This window comes from Salinicoccus sp. Marseille-QA3875 (assembly GCF_054950095.1).
Window position 1 is genome coordinate 638,284 of record NZ_CM143103.1, and the last position, 22,779, is coordinate 661,062.

22 protein-coding genes are annotated in these 22,779 nt (G+C 41.6%); 5 read left to right on the forward strand and 17 right to left on the reverse strand.

Features of this window, described 5'->3' with window-relative positions; translation table 11 throughout:
- Positions 1–28: 28 nt before the first annotated feature.
- The 3 genes from ACY8DT_RS03335 to ACY8DT_RS03345 all read left to right on the forward strand — a co-directional run bounded on the left by ACY8DT_RS03335 (position 29) and on the right by ACY8DT_RS03345 (position 2,190).
- Positions 29–178, forward strand: a complete 150-nt coding sequence (locus ACY8DT_RS03335) for a hypothetical protein (RefSeq protein ID WP_462421526.1) — start codon at positions 29–31, stop codon at positions 176–178.
- Between the two features lie 79 nt (positions 179–257).
- Complete coding sequence (locus tag ACY8DT_RS03340) at positions 258–1,154, forward strand: fructose bisphosphate aldolase (protein ID WP_462421527.1); 897 nt, start codon at positions 258–260, stop codon at positions 1,152–1,154.
- A 268-nt stretch (positions 1,155–1,422) separates the two neighbouring features.
- Entirely contained in the window at positions 1,423–2,190 is a 768-nt protein-coding gene (locus ACY8DT_RS03345; RefSeq protein WP_462421528.1) for an NRDE family protein, read from the forward strand.
- A gap of 266 nt (positions 2,191–2,456) precedes the next feature.
- Here the strand turns inward: ACY8DT_RS03345 and ACY8DT_RS03350 are convergent, their stop codons facing one another.
- The 3 genes from ACY8DT_RS03350 to ACY8DT_RS03360 all read right to left on the reverse strand — a co-directional run bounded on the left by ACY8DT_RS03350 (position 2,457) and on the right by ACY8DT_RS03360 (position 5,414).
- Positions 2,457–3,914 (reverse strand): phospholipase D family protein, encoded by a 1,458-nt coding sequence (locus tag ACY8DT_RS03350; RefSeq protein WP_462421529.1) that lies wholly within the window; start codon positions 3,912–3,914, stop codon positions 2,457–2,459.
- Entirely contained in the window at positions 3,915–4,424 is a 510-nt protein-coding gene (locus tag ACY8DT_RS03355) for an RDD family protein (RefSeq protein ID WP_462421530.1), read from the reverse strand.
- A gap of 63 nt (positions 4,425–4,487) precedes the next feature.
- Positions 4,488–5,414 (reverse strand): prenyltransferase, encoded by a 927-nt coding sequence (locus ACY8DT_RS03360; protein ID WP_462421531.1) that lies wholly within the window; start codon positions 5,412–5,414, stop codon positions 4,488–4,490.
- A gap of 205 nt (positions 5,415–5,619) precedes the next feature.
- Between ACY8DT_RS03360 and gabR the strand changes: the two genes are divergently transcribed.
- Positions 5,620–7,038, forward strand: coding sequence for a MocR-like transcriptional regulator GabR (gabR, locus tag ACY8DT_RS03365; protein ID WP_462421532.1), 1,419 nt, complete (start codon positions 5,620–5,622; stop codon positions 7,036–7,038).
- A 58-nt stretch (positions 7,039–7,096) separates the two neighbouring features.
- Here the strand turns inward: gabR and ACY8DT_RS03370 are convergent, their stop codons facing one another.
- From ACY8DT_RS03370 to ACY8DT_RS03430, 13 genes are all read right to left on the reverse strand, one after another.
- Positions 7,097–7,861, reverse strand: a complete 765-nt coding sequence (locus ACY8DT_RS03370; RefSeq protein ID WP_462421533.1) for a LamB/YcsF family protein — start codon at positions 7,859–7,861, stop codon at positions 7,097–7,099.
- A 23-nt stretch (positions 7,862–7,884) separates the two neighbouring features.
- Positions 7,885–9,225: an acetyl-CoA carboxylase biotin carboxylase subunit gene (locus tag ACY8DT_RS03375; RefSeq protein WP_462421534.1), complete on the reverse strand. Its 1,341-nt coding sequence runs from the start codon at positions 9,223–9,225 to the stop codon at positions 7,885–7,887.
- A gap of 28 nt (positions 9,226–9,253) precedes the next feature.
- Positions 9,254–9,502 (reverse strand): acetyl-CoA carboxylase, encoded by a 249-nt coding sequence (locus ACY8DT_RS03380; protein ID WP_462421535.1) that lies wholly within the window; start codon positions 9,500–9,502, stop codon positions 9,254–9,256.
- Between the two features lie 19 nt (positions 9,503–9,521).
- Positions 9,522–10,493, reverse strand: coding sequence for a 5-oxoprolinase subunit C family protein (locus ACY8DT_RS03385; RefSeq protein ID WP_462421536.1), 972 nt, complete (start codon positions 10,491–10,493; stop codon positions 9,522–9,524).
- Positions 10,490–11,359 (reverse strand): 5-oxoprolinase subunit B family protein, encoded by an 870-nt coding sequence (locus tag ACY8DT_RS03390; protein WP_462421537.1) that lies wholly within the window; start codon positions 11,357–11,359, stop codon positions 10,490–10,492. Before ACY8DT_RS03390 ends, ACY8DT_RS03385 begins: the two co-directional genes overlap by 4 nt.
- 244 nt (positions 11,360–11,603) lie before the next feature.
- Positions 11,604–12,230, reverse strand: a complete 627-nt coding sequence (locus ACY8DT_RS03395) for a nucleotidyltransferase family protein (RefSeq protein WP_462421538.1) — start codon at positions 12,228–12,230, stop codon at positions 11,604–11,606.
- A gap of 18 nt (positions 12,231–12,248) precedes the next feature.
- A complete protein-coding gene (locus ACY8DT_RS03400; protein WP_462421539.1) occupies positions 12,249–13,073 on the reverse strand; it encodes an XdhC family protein in 825 nt (274 codons plus the stop codon).
- On the reverse strand, positions 13,070–13,405 hold the full coding sequence (locus ACY8DT_RS03405; RefSeq protein WP_462421540.1) for an XdhC family protein: 336 nt from the start codon (positions 13,403–13,405) through the stop codon (positions 13,070–13,072). The genes ACY8DT_RS03400 and ACY8DT_RS03405 overlap by 4 nt, the downstream gene beginning before the upstream one ends.
- Before the next feature lie 86 nt (positions 13,406–13,491).
- Positions 13,492–14,349 (reverse strand): FAD binding domain-containing protein, encoded by an 858-nt coding sequence (locus ACY8DT_RS03410; protein ID WP_462421541.1) that lies wholly within the window; start codon positions 14,347–14,349, stop codon positions 13,492–13,494.
- Positions 14,346–16,694, reverse strand: a complete 2,349-nt coding sequence (locus ACY8DT_RS03415; RefSeq protein WP_462421542.1) for a xanthine dehydrogenase family protein molybdopterin-binding subunit — start codon at positions 16,692–16,694, stop codon at positions 14,346–14,348. The genes ACY8DT_RS03410 and ACY8DT_RS03415 overlap by 4 nt, the downstream gene beginning before the upstream one ends.
- A gap of 3 nt (positions 16,695–16,697) precedes the next feature.
- Complete coding sequence (locus ACY8DT_RS03420; RefSeq protein ID WP_462421543.1) at positions 16,698–17,201, reverse strand: (2Fe-2S)-binding protein; 504 nt, start codon at positions 17,199–17,201, stop codon at positions 16,698–16,700.
- A 75-nt stretch (positions 17,202–17,276) separates the two neighbouring features.
- Positions 17,277–17,726, reverse strand: a complete 450-nt coding sequence (locus ACY8DT_RS03425) for an SRPBCC family protein (protein ID WP_462421544.1) — start codon at positions 17,724–17,726, stop codon at positions 17,277–17,279.
- 475 nt (positions 17,727–18,201) lie between these two features.
- A complete protein-coding gene (locus ACY8DT_RS03430; protein ID WP_462422216.1) occupies positions 18,202–19,596 on the reverse strand; it encodes a purine-cytosine permease family protein in 1,395 nt (464 codons plus the stop codon).
- A gap of 235 nt (positions 19,597–19,831) precedes the next feature.
- Here ACY8DT_RS03430 and ACY8DT_RS03435 point away from each other — a divergent pair, with 235 nt between their 5' ends.
- Positions 19,832–20,677, forward strand: coding sequence for a hypothetical protein (locus tag ACY8DT_RS03435; protein ID WP_462421545.1), 846 nt, complete (start codon positions 19,832–19,834; stop codon positions 20,675–20,677).
- Between the two features lie 127 nt (positions 20,678–20,804).
- Here ACY8DT_RS03435 and ACY8DT_RS03440 read toward each other — a convergent pair whose 3' ends face one another.
- Positions 20,805–22,772, reverse strand: a complete 1,968-nt coding sequence (locus tag ACY8DT_RS03440) for an acetoacetate--CoA ligase (RefSeq protein ID WP_462421546.1) — start codon at positions 22,770–22,772, stop codon at positions 20,805–20,807.
- Between the last annotated feature and the right edge of the window lie 7 nt (positions 22,773–22,779).

Here is a 22,779-nt window from a genome sequence, read left to right on the forward strand (position 1 = left end):
GGTAAAATAATATAAGGGGGAACGCATCATGAAAACAAAAACATTAAGCGCGATGACAGAAAAGGGTCTCGATAAGAAAATTGATGAATTCATGTATGAAAATGCATATGCCGAAATCATCGATATCAAATTTTCAGTCGGCAGTGTATTTGCAGTACTCATCCTTTATAAAGACTGAGACTGATTAAATCATTGCATGAAATGCCTTTATTTAGCATAATGATAATTGAAGAGTAAATTATTTAGGAGTGATTTTAGTGAATCAGGAACAATTTAACAGAATGAAAAACGATGATGGTTTTATCGCAGCACTTGACCAGAGTGGCGGCAGTACTCCAAAAGCTTTAAAAGCATATGGAATTGATGAAGACCAGTATTCTAACGAAGAAGAAATGTTTGATCTTGTGCATAAAATGCGCTCACGTATCATTACTTCACCTTCTTTCAACAAAGAAAGAGTTCTTGCAGCTATTTTATTCGAACAGACAATGGACCGTACAATCGATGGTAAATACACTGGTGATTATTTAGCGGATAAAGGAATCGTACCATTCTTGAAAGTTGATAAAGGCCTTGCTGACGTGGAGCACGGTGTTCAGCTTATGAAGCCTATGCCGGACCTGGATGATCTGCTTTCACGCGCAGTAGAACGCAACATCTTCGGTACTAAAATGCGTTCCAACATTTTAGAAGCAGATGAATCAGGCATCAAAGCTGTTGTGGAACAGCAGTTTGAAATTGGTAAACGCACTGTGGCTTCCGGCCTCGTTCCAATTATCGAACCAGAAGTGAACATCCATGCTGAAGAAAAAGAAGAGATTGAAGAAATTCTTAAAAATGAAATCATGAACCACTTGAATCAATTGAATGATGATGAGTTTGTAATGTTGAAACTCACAATTCCAACTAAAGCCAACCTTTATAAAGAACTTATCGATCACCCACAGGTGATCAGAGTCGTTGCCCTTTCCGGCGGCTACACACGCCGTCAGGCAAATGACAAGCTGAAAGAGAACGACGGATTAATCGCAAGCTTCTCAAGAGCACTTGCTTCTGATCTGAAAGAAGAGTTGACTGATGATGAGTTCAACACTACATTGGACGAAGCAGTAGAAGACATCTTCGACGCTTCCGTCCATAAAACTTTAAAATAAAATATTAAAATAGACGGATGGATCAATTTCCATCCGTTTTTTATTTGGAATTTGAGTGCCTGCTGCCGGCTGGCACGAACCGGGTTGTTTCCGGCATTTCGTGCCATTTTTGACTGCCGGCTGGCACGAACCGGGTTGTTTCCGGCATTTCATGCCACCTCCCACCGCTCGCCTCTCTTTGGCAGCCTTTCAAAATCAACATATTGGAGCAGCCAATCGATTTTAAGTATAATCTAATGTAACTTTAAAACTGATGAGGCGGGATTTTATGTGTTTAATCAATTTCCAGTTGAATAACCATAACAAATATAAGCTGGTGATGGCTGCAAACCGGGACGAGGAGTACAGCCGCCCTACAGAAGCGGCACACTACTGGAAAGATTATCCTCATATATTGGGTGGAAGAGATCTCCGCGGCATGGGGACGTGGCTGGGCATCACAAAAACCGGCAGAATATCTGCACTGACAAATATACGAAATACAAAAGAACTGCTCTCCACCCACCAGAAGTCACGCGGCCATTTAGTGAGCAATTATTTGATCGGCAATCAAGATCCAGCTGAATATTTAAATGAAGTTTCAGACGAAGGCATGGACTATGCCGGATTTAATCTACTTGTCGGCAATCAGGGTGAGATTTTTTATTTGAATAACTATGACAATGAAGTCAGCCGGGTGGATGACGGGCTGCATGGCCTCTCAAATCACCATTTGAATACACCATGGCCAAAGGTCATCAAAGGTAAAACCGGACTTGAAAAAATCATGGACAGTGAAGATTCCGATATCGAGGATCTGTTCCGTCTGCTCCGGGATGATGATACTGCAGAAAATAAAGACCTGCCTGACACCGGTCTTTCAAAAGAGATTGAAAAGAACTTATCACCATTGTTCATCAACATGGACAAATACGGCACACGATGTTCTACCGTGATTTTAATCGATCAGGATGATAATGCTACATTCGTGGAGCGTACTTATTCGGAAGGGCAGCAGACAGGTGAAGTAAAATTCGAATTTAAGATTGAGAATTAAAAAAGACATTTTTAAACCACGCATAATAACAGCATGCAATGCTGAATTTATGCGTGGTCAATTTTTGTCATCATAATAATTAATATATATTTTCATACTTCATCACTTATATTAAGCCGATCAACGACAATACCGCTGCGATTACTACAATGAGACCAATAATATAAATAATACTTCTCATTCTCTACGCCTCCTATGAAGATCAGATTCTTCTTTCTCTTTCATAGGTTTAATTCCCTTAACGTTCATGCTATAAACATATTTAACTAAAAAGTGGACAGCCCTGTGTCTTCCTGAATTCTGTACAATATATTTTTCCACCATACATCTTCACTGTAAGCTTCATAGTCAGCAGTATAAATACCGTCTTCATTATTCCAGATCCTGTCATAATAGCCGGTAATTTCAGTCATCAGCTCCGAATCGCTGGAAGCGGTTATTACAAGGTTTGTTTCGAGATTATAATCTTCTATATTTCTTCTTGTAAAGTTTGAAGACCCGCCTGTAATTGTGACTTCACCATCCGACTCCACCATCATGAACTTCGCATGATACTGCTCGCCGTGAGATTCGTACCAGCGGATTTCAGGCGCATTTTCATTGTCCATCAATTCGGCTGCCACGGGTCTGTTCGGAATTCCGATCTTTTCATTGCCGAATGCGTCCTGATTTACATCAAGTACCATCTGCACCTCCACGTCCCGGTTCAAAGCATCTTTAAGTGCGTTGATGACATCCCTGTCCGAAATATAGAAAATCCCCGTCTGAATCGTGTCCCCTGCCGCTGTGTTCTCAATCATATCAATCATCTGATCTTTGACTTTTTTCTCGGTCACAAGCTGGACATCATAGTCCCCGTCGCCGGATGCTTCAGTATTCACTTCAAAATCATCAAAAACTGAAGTGTCCACTCCTGCCATATCAAGGACAGCCCGCTCTGAAAGCATCAGATCCTCCAATATGGGGCCCTGGACTTTAAAGGCAATATTGGAATGATAAAAACTCGCATCATGCGGATTCCCCGACGTAACCAGTGCAGAATCTTCATGCATCACCGTTTTTCTGTGATTCGCCTTGAAGTTCAGCATACTGAAATAAGAACGTACATTCACTTGAGGACCTTCGGGCCTCAGTGCATTCGGCAGCCATTCAGCGGACGATGAACCAAACCACTGTAAGTACGCCCTGTAAAAACTGGAGTACAGGGGGTTGGAGTCACGGAGCGGTGCCAGATCCGTCTGGTGGACCGAGATACCCGCCTCTGTCATATCTTCAATTTGCGGCGGTTCGTATGTTTTGTAAAATGAGTTGATCGGATCTGTGATGAAAATGATTTCCATATCGGGATTCTCCGCCTTTTTATCCACCAGAGCATCAGATAACTCCTGGGACAAAGCCGGAAAATCCAACTCAGGGTCGCCGTGATCATAATCATCGTTGAACAAAAACATATCAATCAGCAGAAATTCTTCCGCTTCATCTATCATCCCAAACACTTCGTCAAAAATCTCCTGTTCATGTGTTTCCTCGCCGTCATTATCCGCATAGGTCAAGTCGTAAAGAAACTCCACAGAATCCGTTGAATAAACTTCACTCTCATATGTAATATTTTCGGGCGTCGGCTTAAAATAGTTAAACAGCCCGACAGTCAGAGGTATGATAATTAAAAAGACCAAGACCAGTACAAAGAATAATAACCATATTTTCTTTCTCCGTTTCATCATTTAATGAGTCCCCTTCCCAATGACCTTTGTTCCGGCAATCAAATCCGGAATATGCTTGAAATTTTTATTGAATAAAACCATACAAATATATATAGCGGCCAATAGCACACCGATATTGCCCACCATAAACCATACGGTTGAATAATCCTGATACATCGCTCTGATGACACCGGTGTGCCCGATGTGCCACGGCAGGAATTTCAAAGTATTTCGCAGCAGACTGGACCAATATGAACGTCTTTTATATGCCACTTCCAGACCCATCCGTCTTTTGCCGATTGTTGCATAAGGATGCCTATATTCCATATATGAAAAAACTAAAGTTACAGGAATAACTGTAGTGATCAATGCCATTAAATGCGAAGTGATTTCATTGAAAACCGGAATCTGGTCTAGAAAGACAATATATATTATTGAAAAGAGTAAAAACAATGAAATCAGGTAAATCCAAATGAGTATATAGTCGATCAATAGAGCCAGAAACCGCTTTTTTAAATATGATTTTCTCATATAGAACACCCCCTTACGCTCCTTTGGTTTCATTATACACCACGGGAAAGATGTCCGGCCGACTTACATTGTCAGACCTAAAACTATTGCAGTTACCGACGCCATGATCAGCATCTTTTTCTCAACCGCCGTGACCGCTTCAACATCCTTATTTTTCATATCAAAAAGCATGAGCACTGTTACGATTGCAAGAATCAGTGTAACCATGCCTGCCAGTTCACGTGTAGATGTCATTACTACAGCGAGTGCCGAAATCACCACAAGGTAAAGTACTGCCGGCATGTGCGCCGCACGTCTCCCCCATCTGTTCACTGCGTAGAGTACCGTCGTGTTCTTGACGGGTCTTGCTCTTTGATCGGCATCAATGTCCGGTATATGATGCACTGTTACCCACGACATGCACCAGACAGCATTGATTGCAGCGTTGAACCATGCCCAGACAGGAATGGTATCCAGCATGATCCACGGTGCAGCGAGTCCTAAAAACAGCATGGATGGAAACAGGCTCAGCCACTCACCTGCAAAGGGACGGTATGCAAAAATGAACGGTTTCATAGAATATGTCAATGCACCCCATATGCCGATAATTGTCAGTATTCCAAGTTTCACATGACCGAAAATGAAAAAGAATATGGCTGCGAGCACCATAGCAGTACATAGCATGATTCCGAAAAACTTCAGCTGATTGTATGTAAAAACTTTTTCCTGGATGACCCGGCTGCCTCCTGAAAGCACTCCCGGGCTGTAGTCATCCGTCCCTGATTTAAAATCAGCGAGGTCATTGACGATGTGGGTCAGTAATCCGTGGGTCAAAAATGACCCCAGAAGTAAAATAGCGCACAGTATCAATATAGTTCCATTGTTCAGATCCGGATAAAATATAATCAGTGGAATCGTAGTGGAAAGTATCGTGATAAAACTCGAAAAAGCGACTGCTAAAATACGGGTGAGCATACTGAACCCTTTTAAAAATTTGAATTTCTCCTGCAATGATAAGCCCCCTTCTTTAATTCAGAAAAATTTTTGCATCGTTCTGTACCGGCATTTGTGCAATTATACCAAATATCACTTATCGTTACTCTCATTCTTAGTAAACTGATGTATGAAATATTATGATTCATTGATTATTAATCCCTTATTCTGATATGTTTAAAAAGAGATTATTTGTAAAATCATTAGTATCACAAAGGGGACGATGATCATTTATCTATTTAATATTGAAAAAGATAGGGATTCAGGGTATTTATACCAAAGAATTTATAAACGGCTGAAAGAGGATATTCTCAACAGAAAATTTAAAACACATGAAAAATTACCAGCTAAACGAACATTGGCTGAACAATTGAACATCAGCATAAATACAGTGACCAATGCATATGAACAGCTTCTGGCTGAAGGATACATATATACGATTGAACGCAGTGGATACTATGTCGAAGAAATTACACAGTTTAAATCTCCGAAAACAAAACCCTTCCAGTTCCCGGAGGAATTAAAAGAACAGCATATAGACAAAGAGGGATGGCTGTCTCTGTCCCACATGACATCAGATGTGGAAAACTTCCCTTTTAAAGAATGGCTGATGGCCGAACGGGACGCTATCACGAATCACGCTGAGGAGCTGGCTGAAATCGGACATCCCCAGGGGCCGTATATAGTAAGGGAAAGTATAGCAAAGCTTATTTCACTGAACAGAGGTGTACAATGTGAACCTGAACAGATTGTCCTCAGTGCCGGTGCACAGCCTCTGGTCCAGTCACTGATGCAGATGCAGCCAAAGAATACGACGGTAGCTATGGAGTCTCCAGGGTATTCGAGAATTCACTCATTACTTGTCAACACCCTTGAATTGAAAGTGAAATTGATGAATATCGACGAGATGGGGATAGATATCAATCAGGTGGAACAATCCAATGCCGACTTTTTATTCGTTACACCTTCACACCACTTTCCAACGGGCAAAATCATGCCTATTTCAAGACGGATCGAACTCCTGAACTGGGCTTCAAAGAAAGATGACAGATTTATAATAGAAGATGACTATGACAGCGAATTTAAGTATAAAACCAATAACATACCTTCTCTTCAAAGTCTGGATCAGCATCAGAGCATCATTTATCTGGGGACTTTTTCCAAGTCACTGCTGCCTACTCTCAGAATCAGTTATATGGTCCTGCCGCCGAAAGTTTTGAAGATATACAGAGAGAAATTTTCCCATGTCATCAATTATAATAATACAATATCTCTATTTACGCTTCACTACTTCATACAGTCGGGAGCATATGACCGGCACATCAAGAGGATGAACCAGCATTATGAAATGAAGCGCACTTTACTGATAGATAGCCTGGAAAAAGTATTTGGCGGCAAAATTGATATTAAAGATATCCCTGCCGGCCTTCATTTCATGGCACGTTTCGAGACGGATAAAAGTTATGATCATATTGAAGAAAAAGCAAATGAACACAAGCTTGAAATTTATACTTTGAAACGTTTTTCATTGGAGAATGAAAGTAAGCCAAAAAACCACATCGATCTCATACTCGGTTTTGCCAACATCAAGACTGAGGATATAAATGAAGCGGTGAAGAGGCTTTCAAAAATCATCGGATAAAGGCAATGAACATTATAAAACGCAAACCTAAATAAAGGTTTGCGTTTTATAAATTCAGTTATTTAATTATCTCTCTGACAGGCTTGATATCAATTTCAGCTGCTTTAAGAGCTGACACTATTGATTTCGCCAATTGAGGCGCGGTGGGTGTATCACCGTGTATACAAATCGTCTGCACATCGATATCTGCATCCTGCTTGTCATGTGTGATCACTTTTTTCTCTCTGACCATGCGGACGACCCGCTGTGCCATCGCCTCATAATCTTCCGCAGCTTCGCTTGTTCTCGTCATTACCAATGAACCGTCTTTCGTATGCTCACGGTCTGCATAACCTTCTCTTGCTACAGGTATGCCCATCTTATTCGCCTCATCAAGCATCACTGAATTATTTACAGCAAAAACTATAGTGTTCTTATCGATGTCATTGATTGCTTCCAATATGGCTCTCGCAACTTCCCTGTCTTCCATTGCCTGCATATAAAATGCACCGTGCGGTTTACAGTGTTCGATATGCACATTTTCTGCCCGGGCAAACTCTCTCAGAGCCCCCATCTGATAAGTGATGAAATCCTTCATCTCAGAAGGCGTACAGTCCATCTTCCTGCGTCCGAAACCGACCAGGTCAGGCAGGCCCGGATGTGCACCAATCCCTACATCATATTTTTTAGCCATTTCCACAGTCTTCCTCATTACGTGAGGATCTCCACTGTGGAATCCGCATGCAATGTTGGCGGATGAAATATATTTCATCATCTCTTCATCATTACCCTGAACATGCAGACCGAAACTTTCACCCATATCACAATTAAGATCTATTTTCATTAACATCACAACCTTATATAAAATTAGCTGTTATATTCATCCAGGAAATTAGTCGTATATTGACCGGAAGTAAATTGTTCCGCGTTCATAATGTCTTCGAGCAGCGTATGATTGGTGGTGATGCCTTCCACTTCCATTTCATCGAGTGCCTGTTTCATCTTATCAATTGCTTTTTCCCGGTCCTCACCGTGTACAATGATCTTGCCAATCATTGCATCGTAGAACGGTGTGACGTCAGAACCTTCGACAACTCCAAAATCATATCTGCCGATTTCTTTTGAAAGGTGGAGCTTCGTGATTTTACCTGGTGAAGGAAAGTATGTTTTAGGATCTTCCGCGTACAATCTGCACTCGATGGCATGACCGGACTGTTCAACCTCTTTCTGAGTCAGAGGCAGCGCTTCATTTGCTGCGATTCTGATCTGCCACTCTACCAGGTCGAGCCCGGTAATTTCTTCTGTAACAGGGTGTTCGACCTGCAGTCTTGTATTCATTTCCAGGAAATAAAACGCGCCGGTCTTATCAAAGATGAATTCCATCGTACCCAGATTGGTATAGCCAAGATAGTCCACGCCTTTAATCGCAGAGGCCAGCAATTCTTCTCTGATTTCATCTGTAAGGAACGGCGAAGGAGATTCCTCTACCACTTTTTGATGGCGTCTTTGCACAGAACATTCTCTTTCAAATAAATGTATGATATTACCCTTTGTGTCTGCAGCGATTTGAACTTCAATATGACGAGGCTCATAAATCCATTGCTCTAAAAATAATTTATCATCAGAAAAGAAGTTTTCAGCTTGTTTCTTCGTCGTTTTGAATGCCGCTTTCAGCTCTTCTTCATCATGCACCTTTTTCATGCCGATTCCGCCGCCTCCGGCGCTGGCTTTCAGCATTAGAGGATACTGCAGACCTCTGGCAACTTCTATTGCCTCTTCAAGCGATTTCAAGTTTTTATCAGAGCCCGGAACAACAGGAATACCTGCTTCCATCATCTTTTGACGGGACTGCAGTTTGCTCCCCATGATTTCCATTGTTTCTTTGTCCGGGCCGATAAATGTAATGCCTGCATCTTCACAAAGTTCAACAAAGTTTGAGCTCTCCGATAAGAAACCATAGCCCGGATGAACAGCATCGACATTTAATTCTTTAGCTGCGGAAATAATTTTTTCTATGTTCAAATAACTTTTCTTTGCCTGTGCTTCGCCAACACAGACAGATTCTGTCGCCTCCTTGACAAAAGGGGCTTCCTTATCCGCTTCCGAATAAACTGCCACAGTATCAATATTCATACGGTGACAGGTTTTAATGATTCTAAGTGCTATCTCTCCGCGGTTTGCAATTAAAATTTTATTGAATAATGCCACGATATCCCACCTCATCAACTTTATGCATCTATTTTTGACTTATGATTGCTATTTCCTGACCTGCTTCCAGCATGCCTTCGTCTTCAACTTTAAATTCACTGATAATTCCGCTTGACTCGGCTTTCAACTCATGGAAGCTCTTCATGACTTCCACCAGACCGATGACATCTCCTTCTTTGATCTCATCGCCTTCGTTGACAAATACTTCTTCATCCGGCGATGGTTTACGGTAGAATACTCCTGGAATTGGTGACAATACTTTTACGCTGTTACTCATTATAATTCCTCCTGATTAACTATGATAATTGTTCTCTGATTTTATCCAGCTTATTTTTGACTTCTTTTCTCGCACGGAGTGATTCTTCAATATCCACAGATACAAATCTGACTTTTTCTCCCGACTTGATTTGAGCCATCTTATCTAAATCCGTACTAATGATTGTGGCAACAGTCACATAGCCGCCGCCGGTCACGGCATCATTCAATAAAGCTATCGGCTCTACGCCGCCCGGAATCTGTATCGATCCGATAGGATAACCCTGATCCGTTACGTTCGATGGGTCGCTCCCCGCTCCAAAAGGCTGTTCCCTGTCGACAAAATCCATTTTTTCACCCTTAAATCGGTAGCCGACTCTATTGGCATCCGGTGTCACCTGCCAGTCAATATTGAAAAACTTCTTTTTACTCTCTTCAGTCAGACGGTAACTGCATAGACCCATGACCACTCTGATTTCATGGTCTTTTGTATATTTGGGAATCAGTTCATCATCTATTTTCTGGCCGGGTGAGATATCAACATTTTTCTCCGACCCTATATTTAAAACATCATTCTCCTGCAGGGCACGCCCTTCCAGACCACCGATACCGATCAATGTATATGTTGAACGGGATCCCATAATGGTCGGAACATCTATACCACCCTGTACAGCTAAATAAGAACGCGCTCCACCTTTGACGAAATCGAAAGATAAAACATCACCTGCGGAGACCGCAATGGTTTCCCACATGCCGACAGGTTCGTCATTGACCTTCGGTGGTATCTCTCCACCTGTGACTGCAATGATTGCATCTTTTTCAAATTTTAATTTTGGTCCCATATATGTTATTTCAAGGCCTGCTGCGTTTTCATCGTTTCCGACCAGCAGATTGGATACCTTCAGCGCATACTTATCCATTGCGCCGGACGGGGGCATCCCCACTTCATAATAGCCGATTCTTCCTATATCCTGAACAGTTGTCTGCAGTCCCGGTTGAATTACTTTAATCATTTATATAACCTCCCGATTACATCTTCTGAAAAGGCATCAGGATCTTTCAGAACATCTTGAGGTTTATATGAAAAATCCCTGGTTAAATATTCGAACTTACCTTCTGCGACTTTCTTTCTGATTTCATCATATTCCTCTTTTGTGATACTTCTATATCTGAAAATATCACCTTGTCTCGGGAATGTAATATCATTTTGAAAGTCTTTATTTTTTTGTTCATTTTCAAATATCGGAGCTGCAGCCGTTCCAAACAGCTGATATCCGCCGGCACCTTCAACAGGATAGATTACAGCAAATGCCCCGCCGAATCCGAATGCCCGCTCTGGTGTAAACGTCCGTGGTCTTACATACTTCGGCACTTCAATCTGTTTCTCCTGAGGAACCATCTGATAACACCATGGAAGTCCCGGTACAAATCCGATCATAGATACAAGATAAGGCGCATCTGTCATCGCTTTGATCAAGTCTTCTTTCGAATCATAGCCATTGATTCTTGCTGCGTATTCGAGGTCCGTACTTTCTGGATCCTGGTGATTATCCCTGAATCTCATAAGTACCTCGTGCGTCCATGGATCATCAAAAAATATCGGTACATCCACGATTCTTGAGTGGATTTCCATATCTTCCCAGGATACCTCTTCCTCCAGTTTCCTCAACTTTTCAATCAGTTCATCCGGATGGATCTCCTCCGGTATGAATCGAATCATATATGAAGCGTTGCCCGGACAAATATCTACGATTCCCGGTAATTTCTGTTCCCTTAAATCCTCTGTTATTGCTTTGGCCTGGAAATTCGCCTGCAATGTCATTTCTTCTGAAAGTTCAACGAAAATAAATTCATCGCCGCCATACTCATATCGAGTCATGTTTCCCATCTCTCCCCTTTTACAAAAGTAACGTTTTAATACTTCAAACACTATTTCAAAATATAAAATACGATCAAACTCTAAAACGCTTACATCAAAATAACAAAATAAAAAGATTCAACCATAATCCTCATTCAAAATTAGCATTTTTCTGATTATTAAAAAAGTACCACAAATAAAATTTTATGGTACCAGATGTTCATTATAACCTACTTAATCTATGTAAACTGTTGTGCTATATTTATTAATGATCGCTTTCAAGTTTTTTCATGGCAGCTTCATACTGTTCTTCAGTATCAATATCATAATTTGAACCCTCGTCTTCCACATCGATAAGTTTTTTGACTTTGAATACATTCTTTAAGGATCTGAAGCCTGAATCCCCTTCCAGCTGTTCAATCAGCTTACGATTGATGTTGCCTATAAAGACCGGGTGTCCAATTCTTTTATCATATTGAGGACGTATCATGAAAGGGTCTTTGAGCTGCAAGTTTAATTTTGCGCCTTCGGAGTAAATGAGACGCATCGTCTCTGATTTGATGAATGGCATATCACCCAGAAATATCATTGCACTGTCATAATCCGGGTGAATATGCTGCAATGCTTTTTTTAAAGAAGTGCTTTGGCCATCTAAATAATCATCATTCGTAATCCAATGATGACGCTGGTCCAATACATGTATTTCTGATCTAACTCTCTCTGATTCATGTCCTGTTACCGTATAGACTGCACTGTAATTTTCAGCGAGCACTTTTTCGGTGACATGTTCCAGTATCGGCTTACCATCAAGGGGGAGCAGTTGTTTAAAAAAGCCCATCCTGCTGGATGTGCCTGCAGCCAGAACAATTGCACAAGTATTTTCCATTAACATATATTTACCTACCAGCAATTAATTTTTAACAGGCACCTCATAATTTGAAGTATATTTATGGATGCTCTGTTTATCATGTAAAAATCCACCGTTGTGTCCTTTTGTAATCGCAATAATTTCTGCAATGATACTTATCGCAATTTCCTCAGGTGACTCTGCACCGATATCAAGACCGACCGGATTATACATTCTTTCCAGTTCAGAACCAGTGAAAACTGTGTTTTCCTCACATAGCTGATTCAACATCTTTTCCCTGCGTGAGCGTGGACCGAGCACACCAACATACGGCGCTGTGGATTCCAATGCATATTTTAAAGCCATGGTGTCTTTGACTATATGATGATTCATGACTATGACATATGTGTTTTTTGTAATCGTGACCTGCTTATGAAAATTCTCCGGCTGGACAATGATCCTCTCAGCACCTGGAAAATTTTTCTTATTATTAAAACCTTCACGCGCGTCCACTACAATTGTATGAAGCCCGAGAGACATACTGTACCTGGCAACAGGAACCGCATCATGGCCGGCACCGAATATCAAAACCTGTGCTGGTGGATGATATACATCAATGAAAAGATTGATGAAACTGCCATTGTCCGATGTCATTTCTATTGTTTCTGATTGACTGTTTTTCTCATTGATTTTCTCTTCCAACCTGCTCTTAATGACTTTGGTTAAATCTTTATCAGGAAGATTATCAGCCATTTCACCGTCTTCATTTAAAAATAACCGTAATGGTTCATATGAATCATTGTCTTCCTGCAGCACAGTGGCTAAAACACCTATTTTATTTTCTTTGATGCTTTTTAACCAGGAGTCATAAACTATATCATTTGTCATACTTTAACCTCCTGACTGATCGGTTCAATATAAATTTTGACTTTACCGGGACAGCCCAGTCCCAATCCCCACATAAAATCTTCATCGAGGTCGTAAAACCTCACCCGGGGTTTACCGGATTTTATGACTTTTTTCGCTTCTTCAGCAACATCGGATTCGAGACAGCCGCCCGAAATAAGGCCAACATTGTTTTCATTTTCATCTATGAACATTTTTGCGCCTTCACGCCGGTAACTTGAGCCCATCACTTTAATGACAGTCGCAACAGCAGCTCTCTTTCCCGACTCCCTCGCATCATTGATTGCATCATATACTTTCATATTCTCTTTCAACCGAGTGACCCCCTTAATTTTTTATAATAATAACTTTTAATAATTGCGAGAAACTTTTTTAAAAGTTTCTCACAGAAAATTAAGGTTTACTTGAGCACATCTTTCAATGCACGTTTTACATAGATTTTAGTGATATGTTCACGGTATTCGGATGAAGCAAACAGGTCTGAACCCATCTCTTCCCCGTCCACTGCCAGATCAGCCGCTTCATTTATCAATTCTTCAGTCGGTTTTTTTCCATTTAAAAATTCTTCTACGGCATGGGCTCGATATGACACGTCACCGACGCCTGTGACACCGACTCTTATATAATCGATGTTCCCTTCATCGTCCACTCCTGAAACTGCAGCCACACCAACTACCGGATAACCTGAAGCCGGGTGAGCCAGTTTTAAATAAGTCTGTTTGACATGTGATGGCGGAAGTTCAAAGCTTATTTCCGTAACGAGTCCATTTTCAGGCATCATGGTGATTAACGGTCCCAACACAAAGCCTTCCAGAGGCATCATTTCCGTACCTTCTTCACTCTCGACCTTCAATTCGCCACCTAAAGCCAGCGCAATCGCCGGGTAGTCGGCAACAGGGTCACCATGCACAATATTCCCACCGATTGTGCCGTAATTACGTACCTGCAGATCTCCAGTCAAACTCGCAGTCTGTGCCAGTGACGGCAGATTTTCAATAATTGTTTCATCATTTGAAATTTCAAAATGAGTTTTTAATGCCCCTACGATCAATCGGCCATCTTCTACCTTTACATTTTTCAAATCAGGAATACGAGTGATATCCACTAGTGTCCCCGGTGTCGTAATTCTAAATTTCATCAATGGCACCAGGCTGTGTCCGCCTGCCAAAACCTTGCCTTCACCATCACTTTCCTGTAATAGAGAAATTGCTTCTTTAACAGATTCTGCTCTGACATATTTAAATTGAGAAGGTATCATAATTCAGCGCCCCCTTTCTGAATTGCTCTCCACACTTTTTCCGGTTTTAAAGGTAATTCAATATTTTTTACACCGAGCGGTGACAATGCATCAATTACAGCATTCGCTGTAGCTGCAATCGCTCCGGTTGTGCCCGATTCAGCAACACCTTTTGTGCCCAGCTGGTTAACGGGTGACAGTGTTTCTGTAAAATCCATTTCAATTTTAGGGAAGAATTTTGCCTTAGGCATTGTATAGTCCATGAATGACCCGGACTGTAACTGACCGGTTTCATCATATTCCATACCTTCCCAGAGTGCCTGTCCGACACCTTGGGCGATTCCGCCTAAAATCTGCCCTTCGGCAACTGTCGGATTGACAATTTTTCCTGAATCATCGACAGAAACATAACGCAGTATTTCTATCTCTCCAGTTTCTATGTCCACTTCCACTACTACAAGGTGGGTTCCAAAAGGATAAGTGAAATTTGAAGGATCAAAGAATGTTTTCTCTTCTAAACCTGGCTCCATCCCTTCCGGCATATCCCATGCAAAGTTGGCCGCTTTAGCAATTTCCTGGAATGTCTTCTGTTTCTGGTCATCGTCTTTTACAGAGTATACTCCTTCATTGAACTCAATATTCTCTGCTTCGGAGTCGAGCAGATGTGCTGCAAGCAGCCTGCCTTTTTCCACTACTTTATCTGTAGCAAGTGCAACAGCATTACCGCCGACCGCGAGTGAACGGGAACCATAAGTGCCCCATCCCATGGACACTGCTCTTGTATCGTTGAAGACGAAATTGATATCTTCATACGGAATTCCAAGTTTATCTTTGACAATCTGACTGAATGTTGTGTCGTGACCCTGCCCGTGCGGAGAAGTTCCTGTAAATACTGTCACTTTACCCGTCGGATGCACACGTACTGTCGAGTTTTCCCAGATTCCACCCTGGAATCCTATGCCTCCGGCTACAGCTGAAGGACCGAAACCGGAAAGCTCAACATATGATGCCAACCCGATACCGGTATACCTGCCCTGCTTTCTCAGTTCTTTCTGTTCCTTTCTGAGTGATTCGTAATCTGCATTTTCTACAGCTCTCTCCAGAGCTTTTATATAGTCTCCGCTGTCATAGATCAGCCCTTGAGCATTGGTAAACGGAAATTCTTCTTTTGAAGCGAAGTTGATGCGTCTGACTTCCACCGGATCCATATTGATTTCTCTTGCAAAATCTTCTACCGCGCGTTCCAGCATATATGTCACTTCAGGCTTACCTGCCCCCCTGTAGGAGTCCACCGACATCGTATTTGTATACATGCCGTAAGTTGTAACTTGCGCTTTCTCTATCTTATATGCACCGGATAACATCAGACCGAAGTCGATAGTAGGGTTGCCCGGACCGAAAGTGGCCAGATATGCACCGATATTTGCATGGTTCACTGCACGCAGTGCTGTTATCCTGCCATCTTTGGTTCCTGCCAGTTCCAGATCAACCATCATATCTCTTCCGGCGTTCGCAGACTGGAAATGTTCATTCCTTGTTTCAACCCATTTAACGGGCTGTTTCAAATCCATGGCTGCATATGATACAAGTGCTTCATCAGGATAGACACCGATTTTCCCTCCAAAACCGCCGCCCATATCAGCAACCTTCACCCGGAGTTTATGTTCCGGAAATTTAAGTACTTCCGATAAAACCATTCTGTGAATGTGCGGATTTTGTGAGCCCACATACAATTTCAGCTCACCATCACCTGGATTGTACTGCGCCAGTGAATTTCTGGTTTCCATAGGACTCGGGGCCACACGTTGAGTATTATAAGTGCCTTTCATAAGCACTTCCGCATTGTTTAAATCTTCGTCCGACACTTCACCTGCCACATATTTGAACGCCACATTATTTTGTACTTCTTCATATATTTGAGGTGCGTCATCTTTACGTGCATCTTTCTGATTTGAAATTGACGGCAGAACTTCATACTCGACATCTATCAATTCCACAGCATCTGCTGCAATATATTTACTTGTCGCCACCACCATGGCGACCCCGTCACCGACATAACGTGCAGTATTGATTGCTAGCGGATACTGCTCAGTTTCTATCAAATTCATACCCGGGACCTTCCATGACGTTGGGACAGGATTTAATTTACCCTCCAGGTCTTTTCCTGTATAAACTGCTATAACACCCGGAACTTCCAACGCTTTGTCTTTATTCACACTGATGATGTTTGCATGTGGATAAGGGCTGCGAAGAATGCTCGCATGCAGTAATCCTGGTATTTTAATGTCGTCAAGATACAGGCCGTTCCCCGTTATGAGCTTAGGATCTTCTTTTCTTTTGATTCTTTGTCCAACCATCTTTTCCATAAGTCAGACCTCCCCCTTGACTGTGTTTTCCTCATTTATCATACGTGATGCACTTCTCACCGCATTGACTATGAATTCATAGCCTGTACAGCGGCATATGATGCCGTCCAGACCTTCACGTATTTCCTTATCTGTAGGATTTGGATTTTGCGTCAGCAGATCAATGCTTGCCATCATTGCACCCGGAGTACAATATCCGCACTGCAATCCGTGCTCATCCCAAAATGCCTGTTGAATCGGATGAAGATTTTCTGTACTTCCAATACCTTCAACCGTTATTACCTCTGCCCCATCCGCTACAACCGCCAGAAGTGTGCACGATTTTGTCGCTCTCCCATTGACTAAAATCGTACAGTTACCACACTGGCTGGTATCACAGCCGATATGTGAGCCTGTTGTGTTTAAATGATCCCTGATAAAATGAATAAGCAGCGTTCTCGGTTCAACTTCAGCGCTTTTTTCGACTCCGTTGATAGTGATTGTTACATTAACTGTTTCATTACTCATAATACGCACCCCCAAAATTTTTCACGCATTGAAACTGAAAATTCAGATATTTTATGATAAAAATTATTACACCTGTTAAGACGTTTTCTTTACCGTTTCTTTTTCAATATTTTTAAAGAACTGTCCTAGAACAACCTTTGCGACACCGCCAATCATACGCTGACCGACAGTCGCCATTAAGCCCGTCGATGAAACATCCGCTTCGCACGTCAATTCCGTCCCATCTTCCGCTTCAGCCAGAACCATTTTTGAATCGGCCCCGATCTCTCCCGGTTTCCCCTTCGCTTTAACCAGCAGTCTGTATGAGTGCGGCTCAAGTTTATCAACCTGCTGAACATTAGCAGTAAATTCACCTTTGATTGCACCCATATTGATTTTCATAACTGCTCTGTATTCCTCATCTCCAACTTCTTCAAACACTTCACAATTTGGTAAAGCAGCTTGAAGAGCTTCAGGATCCTGTATCGTATCCCAAACCTCTTGTTTAGATAGATTTTTAAATTTATACTTGTGTTTGATTTCCAATCTGCGTCCTCCTTCTTAGTAAACGGCTTCTGTAAACGGAATAAAAAAACGTTTTCATAGAAATGTAAAAAAATATACTTTATGCACACATACAGAAATACTTCTCTTCCCTCTAGACTATGCACAATTTTCTAAAAATTATAAAGTACCAAAAAATGATTTGTATAGGTACCAGGCTGTGGTAAAAGATATTTTTATTCAGCACCACTGAAGCAGATATAAAAACAGCCGGCCATCATCGATGACCGGCTTTCATAGTTTACAATCATGTGTCTTAATGAAACACACATTGTCCGAACTTCCTTTATCTCATTGAACAACCATCATAGAATTCACTTTCCATTTCAGGATATGAACAAAATTGATTAAGTGCCGTAATAAGAACAGTGATTCACATATAATAGTCATTTTCATCTCTATGTCAGATGGTGTTCTCTTTACGAGCTTAAAGATTAGATAAATAGAATCGTTTTTCTCAGGCTATATGATCTTCTTTAGGAATGTCATTGTTTTCCTGTCTGATATAGTAGCCGCCTTTAGTTGCAAGGGCGACAACCACCGTCAGGACAGCTGCAAGTAATGCAGCAAAGAACGCTGCGGTGCTTGCCAGGAATGGCCCCATGAATCCCAGAGCTGCGACGGTTCCGAGACCACTCGCAACAATCAGTGCAGTAACACCGACCGGATTCCATTTGAACAGATTAGACTGTCTGGCTTCATAATAGCCCGGTCCGATTTTCAGCAGTCTCTTAACTATGACCGCATCCGTCACCAGCACAGCTGCCCAGGACAGAAGGAATACACCCTGGAATGTTAATGCCGTATCGAGGTTTTCCGTAATTCCTCCAAGCATTAAAGCAATAGCAACCACTCCACTCACGACTACCCAAAAACGACGACCTGGTTCAAAGTTCGCGATATTTTCGAAGAAGTTCGATAATGATAATGAACTGCTGTAAATATTCGTTACATTAATTCTCAATTGAGTAATCAGTGTGAACAAAGCCCCACCGATTCCCAAAAGATGAACGATGTAAACACCCGGGTTGGGTTCGGATAGAAGAACACCAAACCAGATACCCAGTCCGCCCATGATTCCATAACAGAAAATCTGTGGAATAAAACCAATTGCCACAGTCGCTTTCATATCTTTCGGTTTCAGAAATCTTGCATAATCTGAAGGTATCAGAGCCGTCAGACCCATAATACCGTGGTGCATACCCATACATAATAATAACGCCGTACCTCCAACCTGCACGCCTTCCGGCATATAAGTAAAGACATTTCCAGTGTATTCAGGCGTCACAAAAAACGCCATGATAATTGCTGCAGCTAAAAAGACAAAAAATAATGGTAAAGACCATTTTTGCAGTTTATCCAACTGTTTAATTCCAAACCAGTTAAGCGGTATAACTATTGTTCCAAAAACAAGAATATATACCCACATAGGAATCGCAGGAAAAAACTCATTCAATGCATATACAAGTATCATACCTTCTAAAGCACAATACATAATAAAGTTCGACGCATATATCAGAGAAGTCAGCGAAGCACCAATGTAACCGAATCCGCCGCCTCTGGACAGTAAATTGACATTCAAGCCACTTTTAGCAGATAAGTATGAAATATATGTACTCAAAATTCCTGCTACGACAATCGCATATATTGATGAAATAATTGCGTTGATCGCGCCAAACTGTAACGCCATGACACTTCCCAGCTGAAAATAAAAAATCGCCGTAGCGATTCCGAATGTAATATTGGTTATGCTTAACCAACCCATATTTCTTTTGTTTCTCGGGACTCTCTCTAATGAATAATCATCACTTTGCCCCGTTTCTTCTACAATTTCATTTGTATTGATGTAAATCTACTCCCTCATAATAATAATTTTAAATGCACTATTAATATGTGTAGGTATTCACATCCTTATTACGACTGCATTTTCTAACTATAGCATTGAACTAGGGTTTAATCAAACGTGCTTGTGTCGCTTATTAAACAACAATTCACTTATATAAATATTCTAATAAAGACAATTATTACCATAAATATAGTATAATGTATTCATATATTAAAATTATTTATGTCCGGAGTTGAGTTTATTGAAAAATTATCTGTTTACAGGTGGTTTAGCAGCCTTTTTGATGTTAGGTGCATGCGGAAATGAAGTCCCGGAAGCCAGTGAAGAAGTTGAAGCTGAAGAAAGTACTAATCAGCCGGAAAATGAATCATCAGTTGATAATTCGGAAGCTCTTGAAGAGTTACGTACTGAAAATGAATCATTGCAAGGCAGAATAACCGAGCTGGAAGAAGAGAACGAAGAAGTTGAATTATTACAAGAGAGAATTACAGAGTTAGAGGAAGAAAATGATGAACTGGAAGAAATGGCTGCAAAAAGTGCCGAGGAAGAAGATAATACTGAAGAAGACCAATCGGAAAGTAATGAAGATGATAATGCTGTAGATGAATCAGGCTCTACCGAGGAAGGTACCCGTTCTGATCCAATGCAGTTAGGCAGCACGGCACAATTGGATGTAACAATTAATGGTGATGATTATGATGACCGGTATGAAGCTGTTGTTAACCTGACTGTTGATGATATTATAATCGGTGAGGAAGCATACGGCATGCTTGTAAATGAAAATCCATACAATGACCCCGCTCCTGACGGTTATCAATGGGCGCTGATACATTCGGCAATCGAACTGGTTGAATCTGAAACAGATGATTATTCTTATTACGTAATGGATCACTTTGAAATAGTTGAAGAAGATGGCTCTTCTGCACCAAGAGAAAGTGCTGTAACTCCCGATTCATACGGTGGTGAAGACATATATTCCGGCGGTACAAGTTCAGGATATTCATCCGTGTTAGTACCTGAAGAGGGTGACTTCTTAATCAAATATGATGGTTTTTCATCTAATATCGTATTTTTTGAAATTGACTAGCAAAAAAATCTATCCAAAAGTTTAAACTTTTGGATAGATTTTTATTTCCTGAAGGTTATAAATAGCTGTTTTACATCATACTCGGAATTTCGTCACTCATGAGCACTGTATCCCTCTCTTTTTAGATTTATATATAATTCCTGTCAGTCAATGATGCATATTCTTCAAGACACTCCGGGTTTGTTAAGGAGGCTTTGTTTTTAACATCTTGTCCGTGAACAATTGAACGGACAGCTCCCTCGACCTTTTTACCGTTATTTGTATATGGTACTTCTTTTACTGCATAAATACGTCGTGGTATATGGCGTGGAGATGCCTTTCTTCGCACATCCTGACGGATTTTCTCAGCCAGCGCCGCGTCTACGCCGCCATCCTCCGTCACGATGCACAATGAGATTTCTTCATCATTCTCTATAGGAAAACCAAACACCAGTGAATCTTTGATTTGCGGAATTTGATCCACTACACGATAAATTTCCGCTGTGCCGATTCGAACTCCCCCTGGATTCAGTACTGTATCCGTACGGCCATGAATAATGAACGTGCCTGCTGCCGTCTGTTCCACTAAATCACCATGAGTCCATATTCCCTCATGCTTTCTGAAATAAGAGTTGAAATAACGAGCATCCCCGTCTTCGCCCCAAAAAGTCAGTGGCATGCTCGGAAAAGCTCGGGTACAGACTAATTCTCCTTTTCTGCCAATAATAGGAGCACCACGTTGATCCAGAATATCAACCGCCATGCCAAGCGCCTTGCAAGTGATTTCACCACGTTTGACTGGATGAATTGGTGTGCCCATGAAGAAGCAACCAATAATTTCAGTCCCGCCGGAAATCGATTCTAATACCAAATCTTCTTTAATCGTATTATACACCCAGTCATACTGTTCACCGATCAGCGGTGATCCTGTAGTCATCAAAACTTTCAGTGCAGACAAATCATGATTTGCACCAACTTCATATCCACATTTTTCTAGTGTCGAAAGGTATTTTGGACTTGTCCCAAAATGAGTGACTCCAATCTCCTCTGAGATTTCCCATAAAATACCTCTCTGGTCCTGTCGAATTGGCGAACCATCATATAGCAAAATGGCTGCTTCGCTGGCAAGGCCGGATATAAGCCATGGATACATCATCCATGATGTGCTCGTATACCATGACATGACATCCCCCTGCTTGACATCCCCATGGAGTTGATGCTCTTTTACATGCTGGAGCAAAACACCACCTGCAGAATGGACTATGCTTTTTGGCAGACCTGTCGTCCCGGATGTATATAAGATATAAAGAGGGTGTTCAAATGGAACACGTGTAAATATTGGCACCTCTGCATCATTGGCCAATAGTTCACTCCATGTCAGTAACTGAGCATCGGATTCCAGCGCCAACTCCGGTGTTTCCGACAAACAGACCACCGAAGACAAACTTTCCAGTTTCTCAATGACCGCTTCTACATTTTCACGAATATTAAAAGACTTTCCATTATATTCGTAATCAAGAGAAGCAATGAGTACTTTGGGTTGGACCTGACCAATGCGATCGATGATTCCCTTGGCCCCGAAATCAGGAGAACATGAGCTCCAAACAGCCCCGAGTGAAGACGTGGCAAGTAATGCGACCAGTGATTGCAAATCGTTCTTTACAATACCTGCAACACGGTCGCCTACCCCCACACCCAGCTTATGTAAACCTGTCTGCGCCTTCGCAACCATAGTGCGTAATTCCTTCATTTTAATCATCTGCTGAACGCCATTCTCATCAGCTTCATAAACAGCAACCCGTGAACCAGACCCGCGTAATAAATTCTCAGCAAAATTGACGTTTGCTTCAGGGAACCATTTTGCACCTAACATACCATCATCTTCTGCAGGAAGGAATATGGTTTCACCCTTATCTCCAGTAATTCCTGAGAAATCCCAAACCGCCGACCAAAACGCTCCCGGTTTTGCTATTGACCATTGGTGCAGGCGTTCATAAGGCTCAAAGGGGATTCCCACTTGTTCCGAGAACTTCTTTATATTCGACTCCGACACCCACTGCTCGGAAGGCTGCCAAATTATATCACTATCTTTGATTTCTGCTTGTTGTTCCATCATTGCTTCT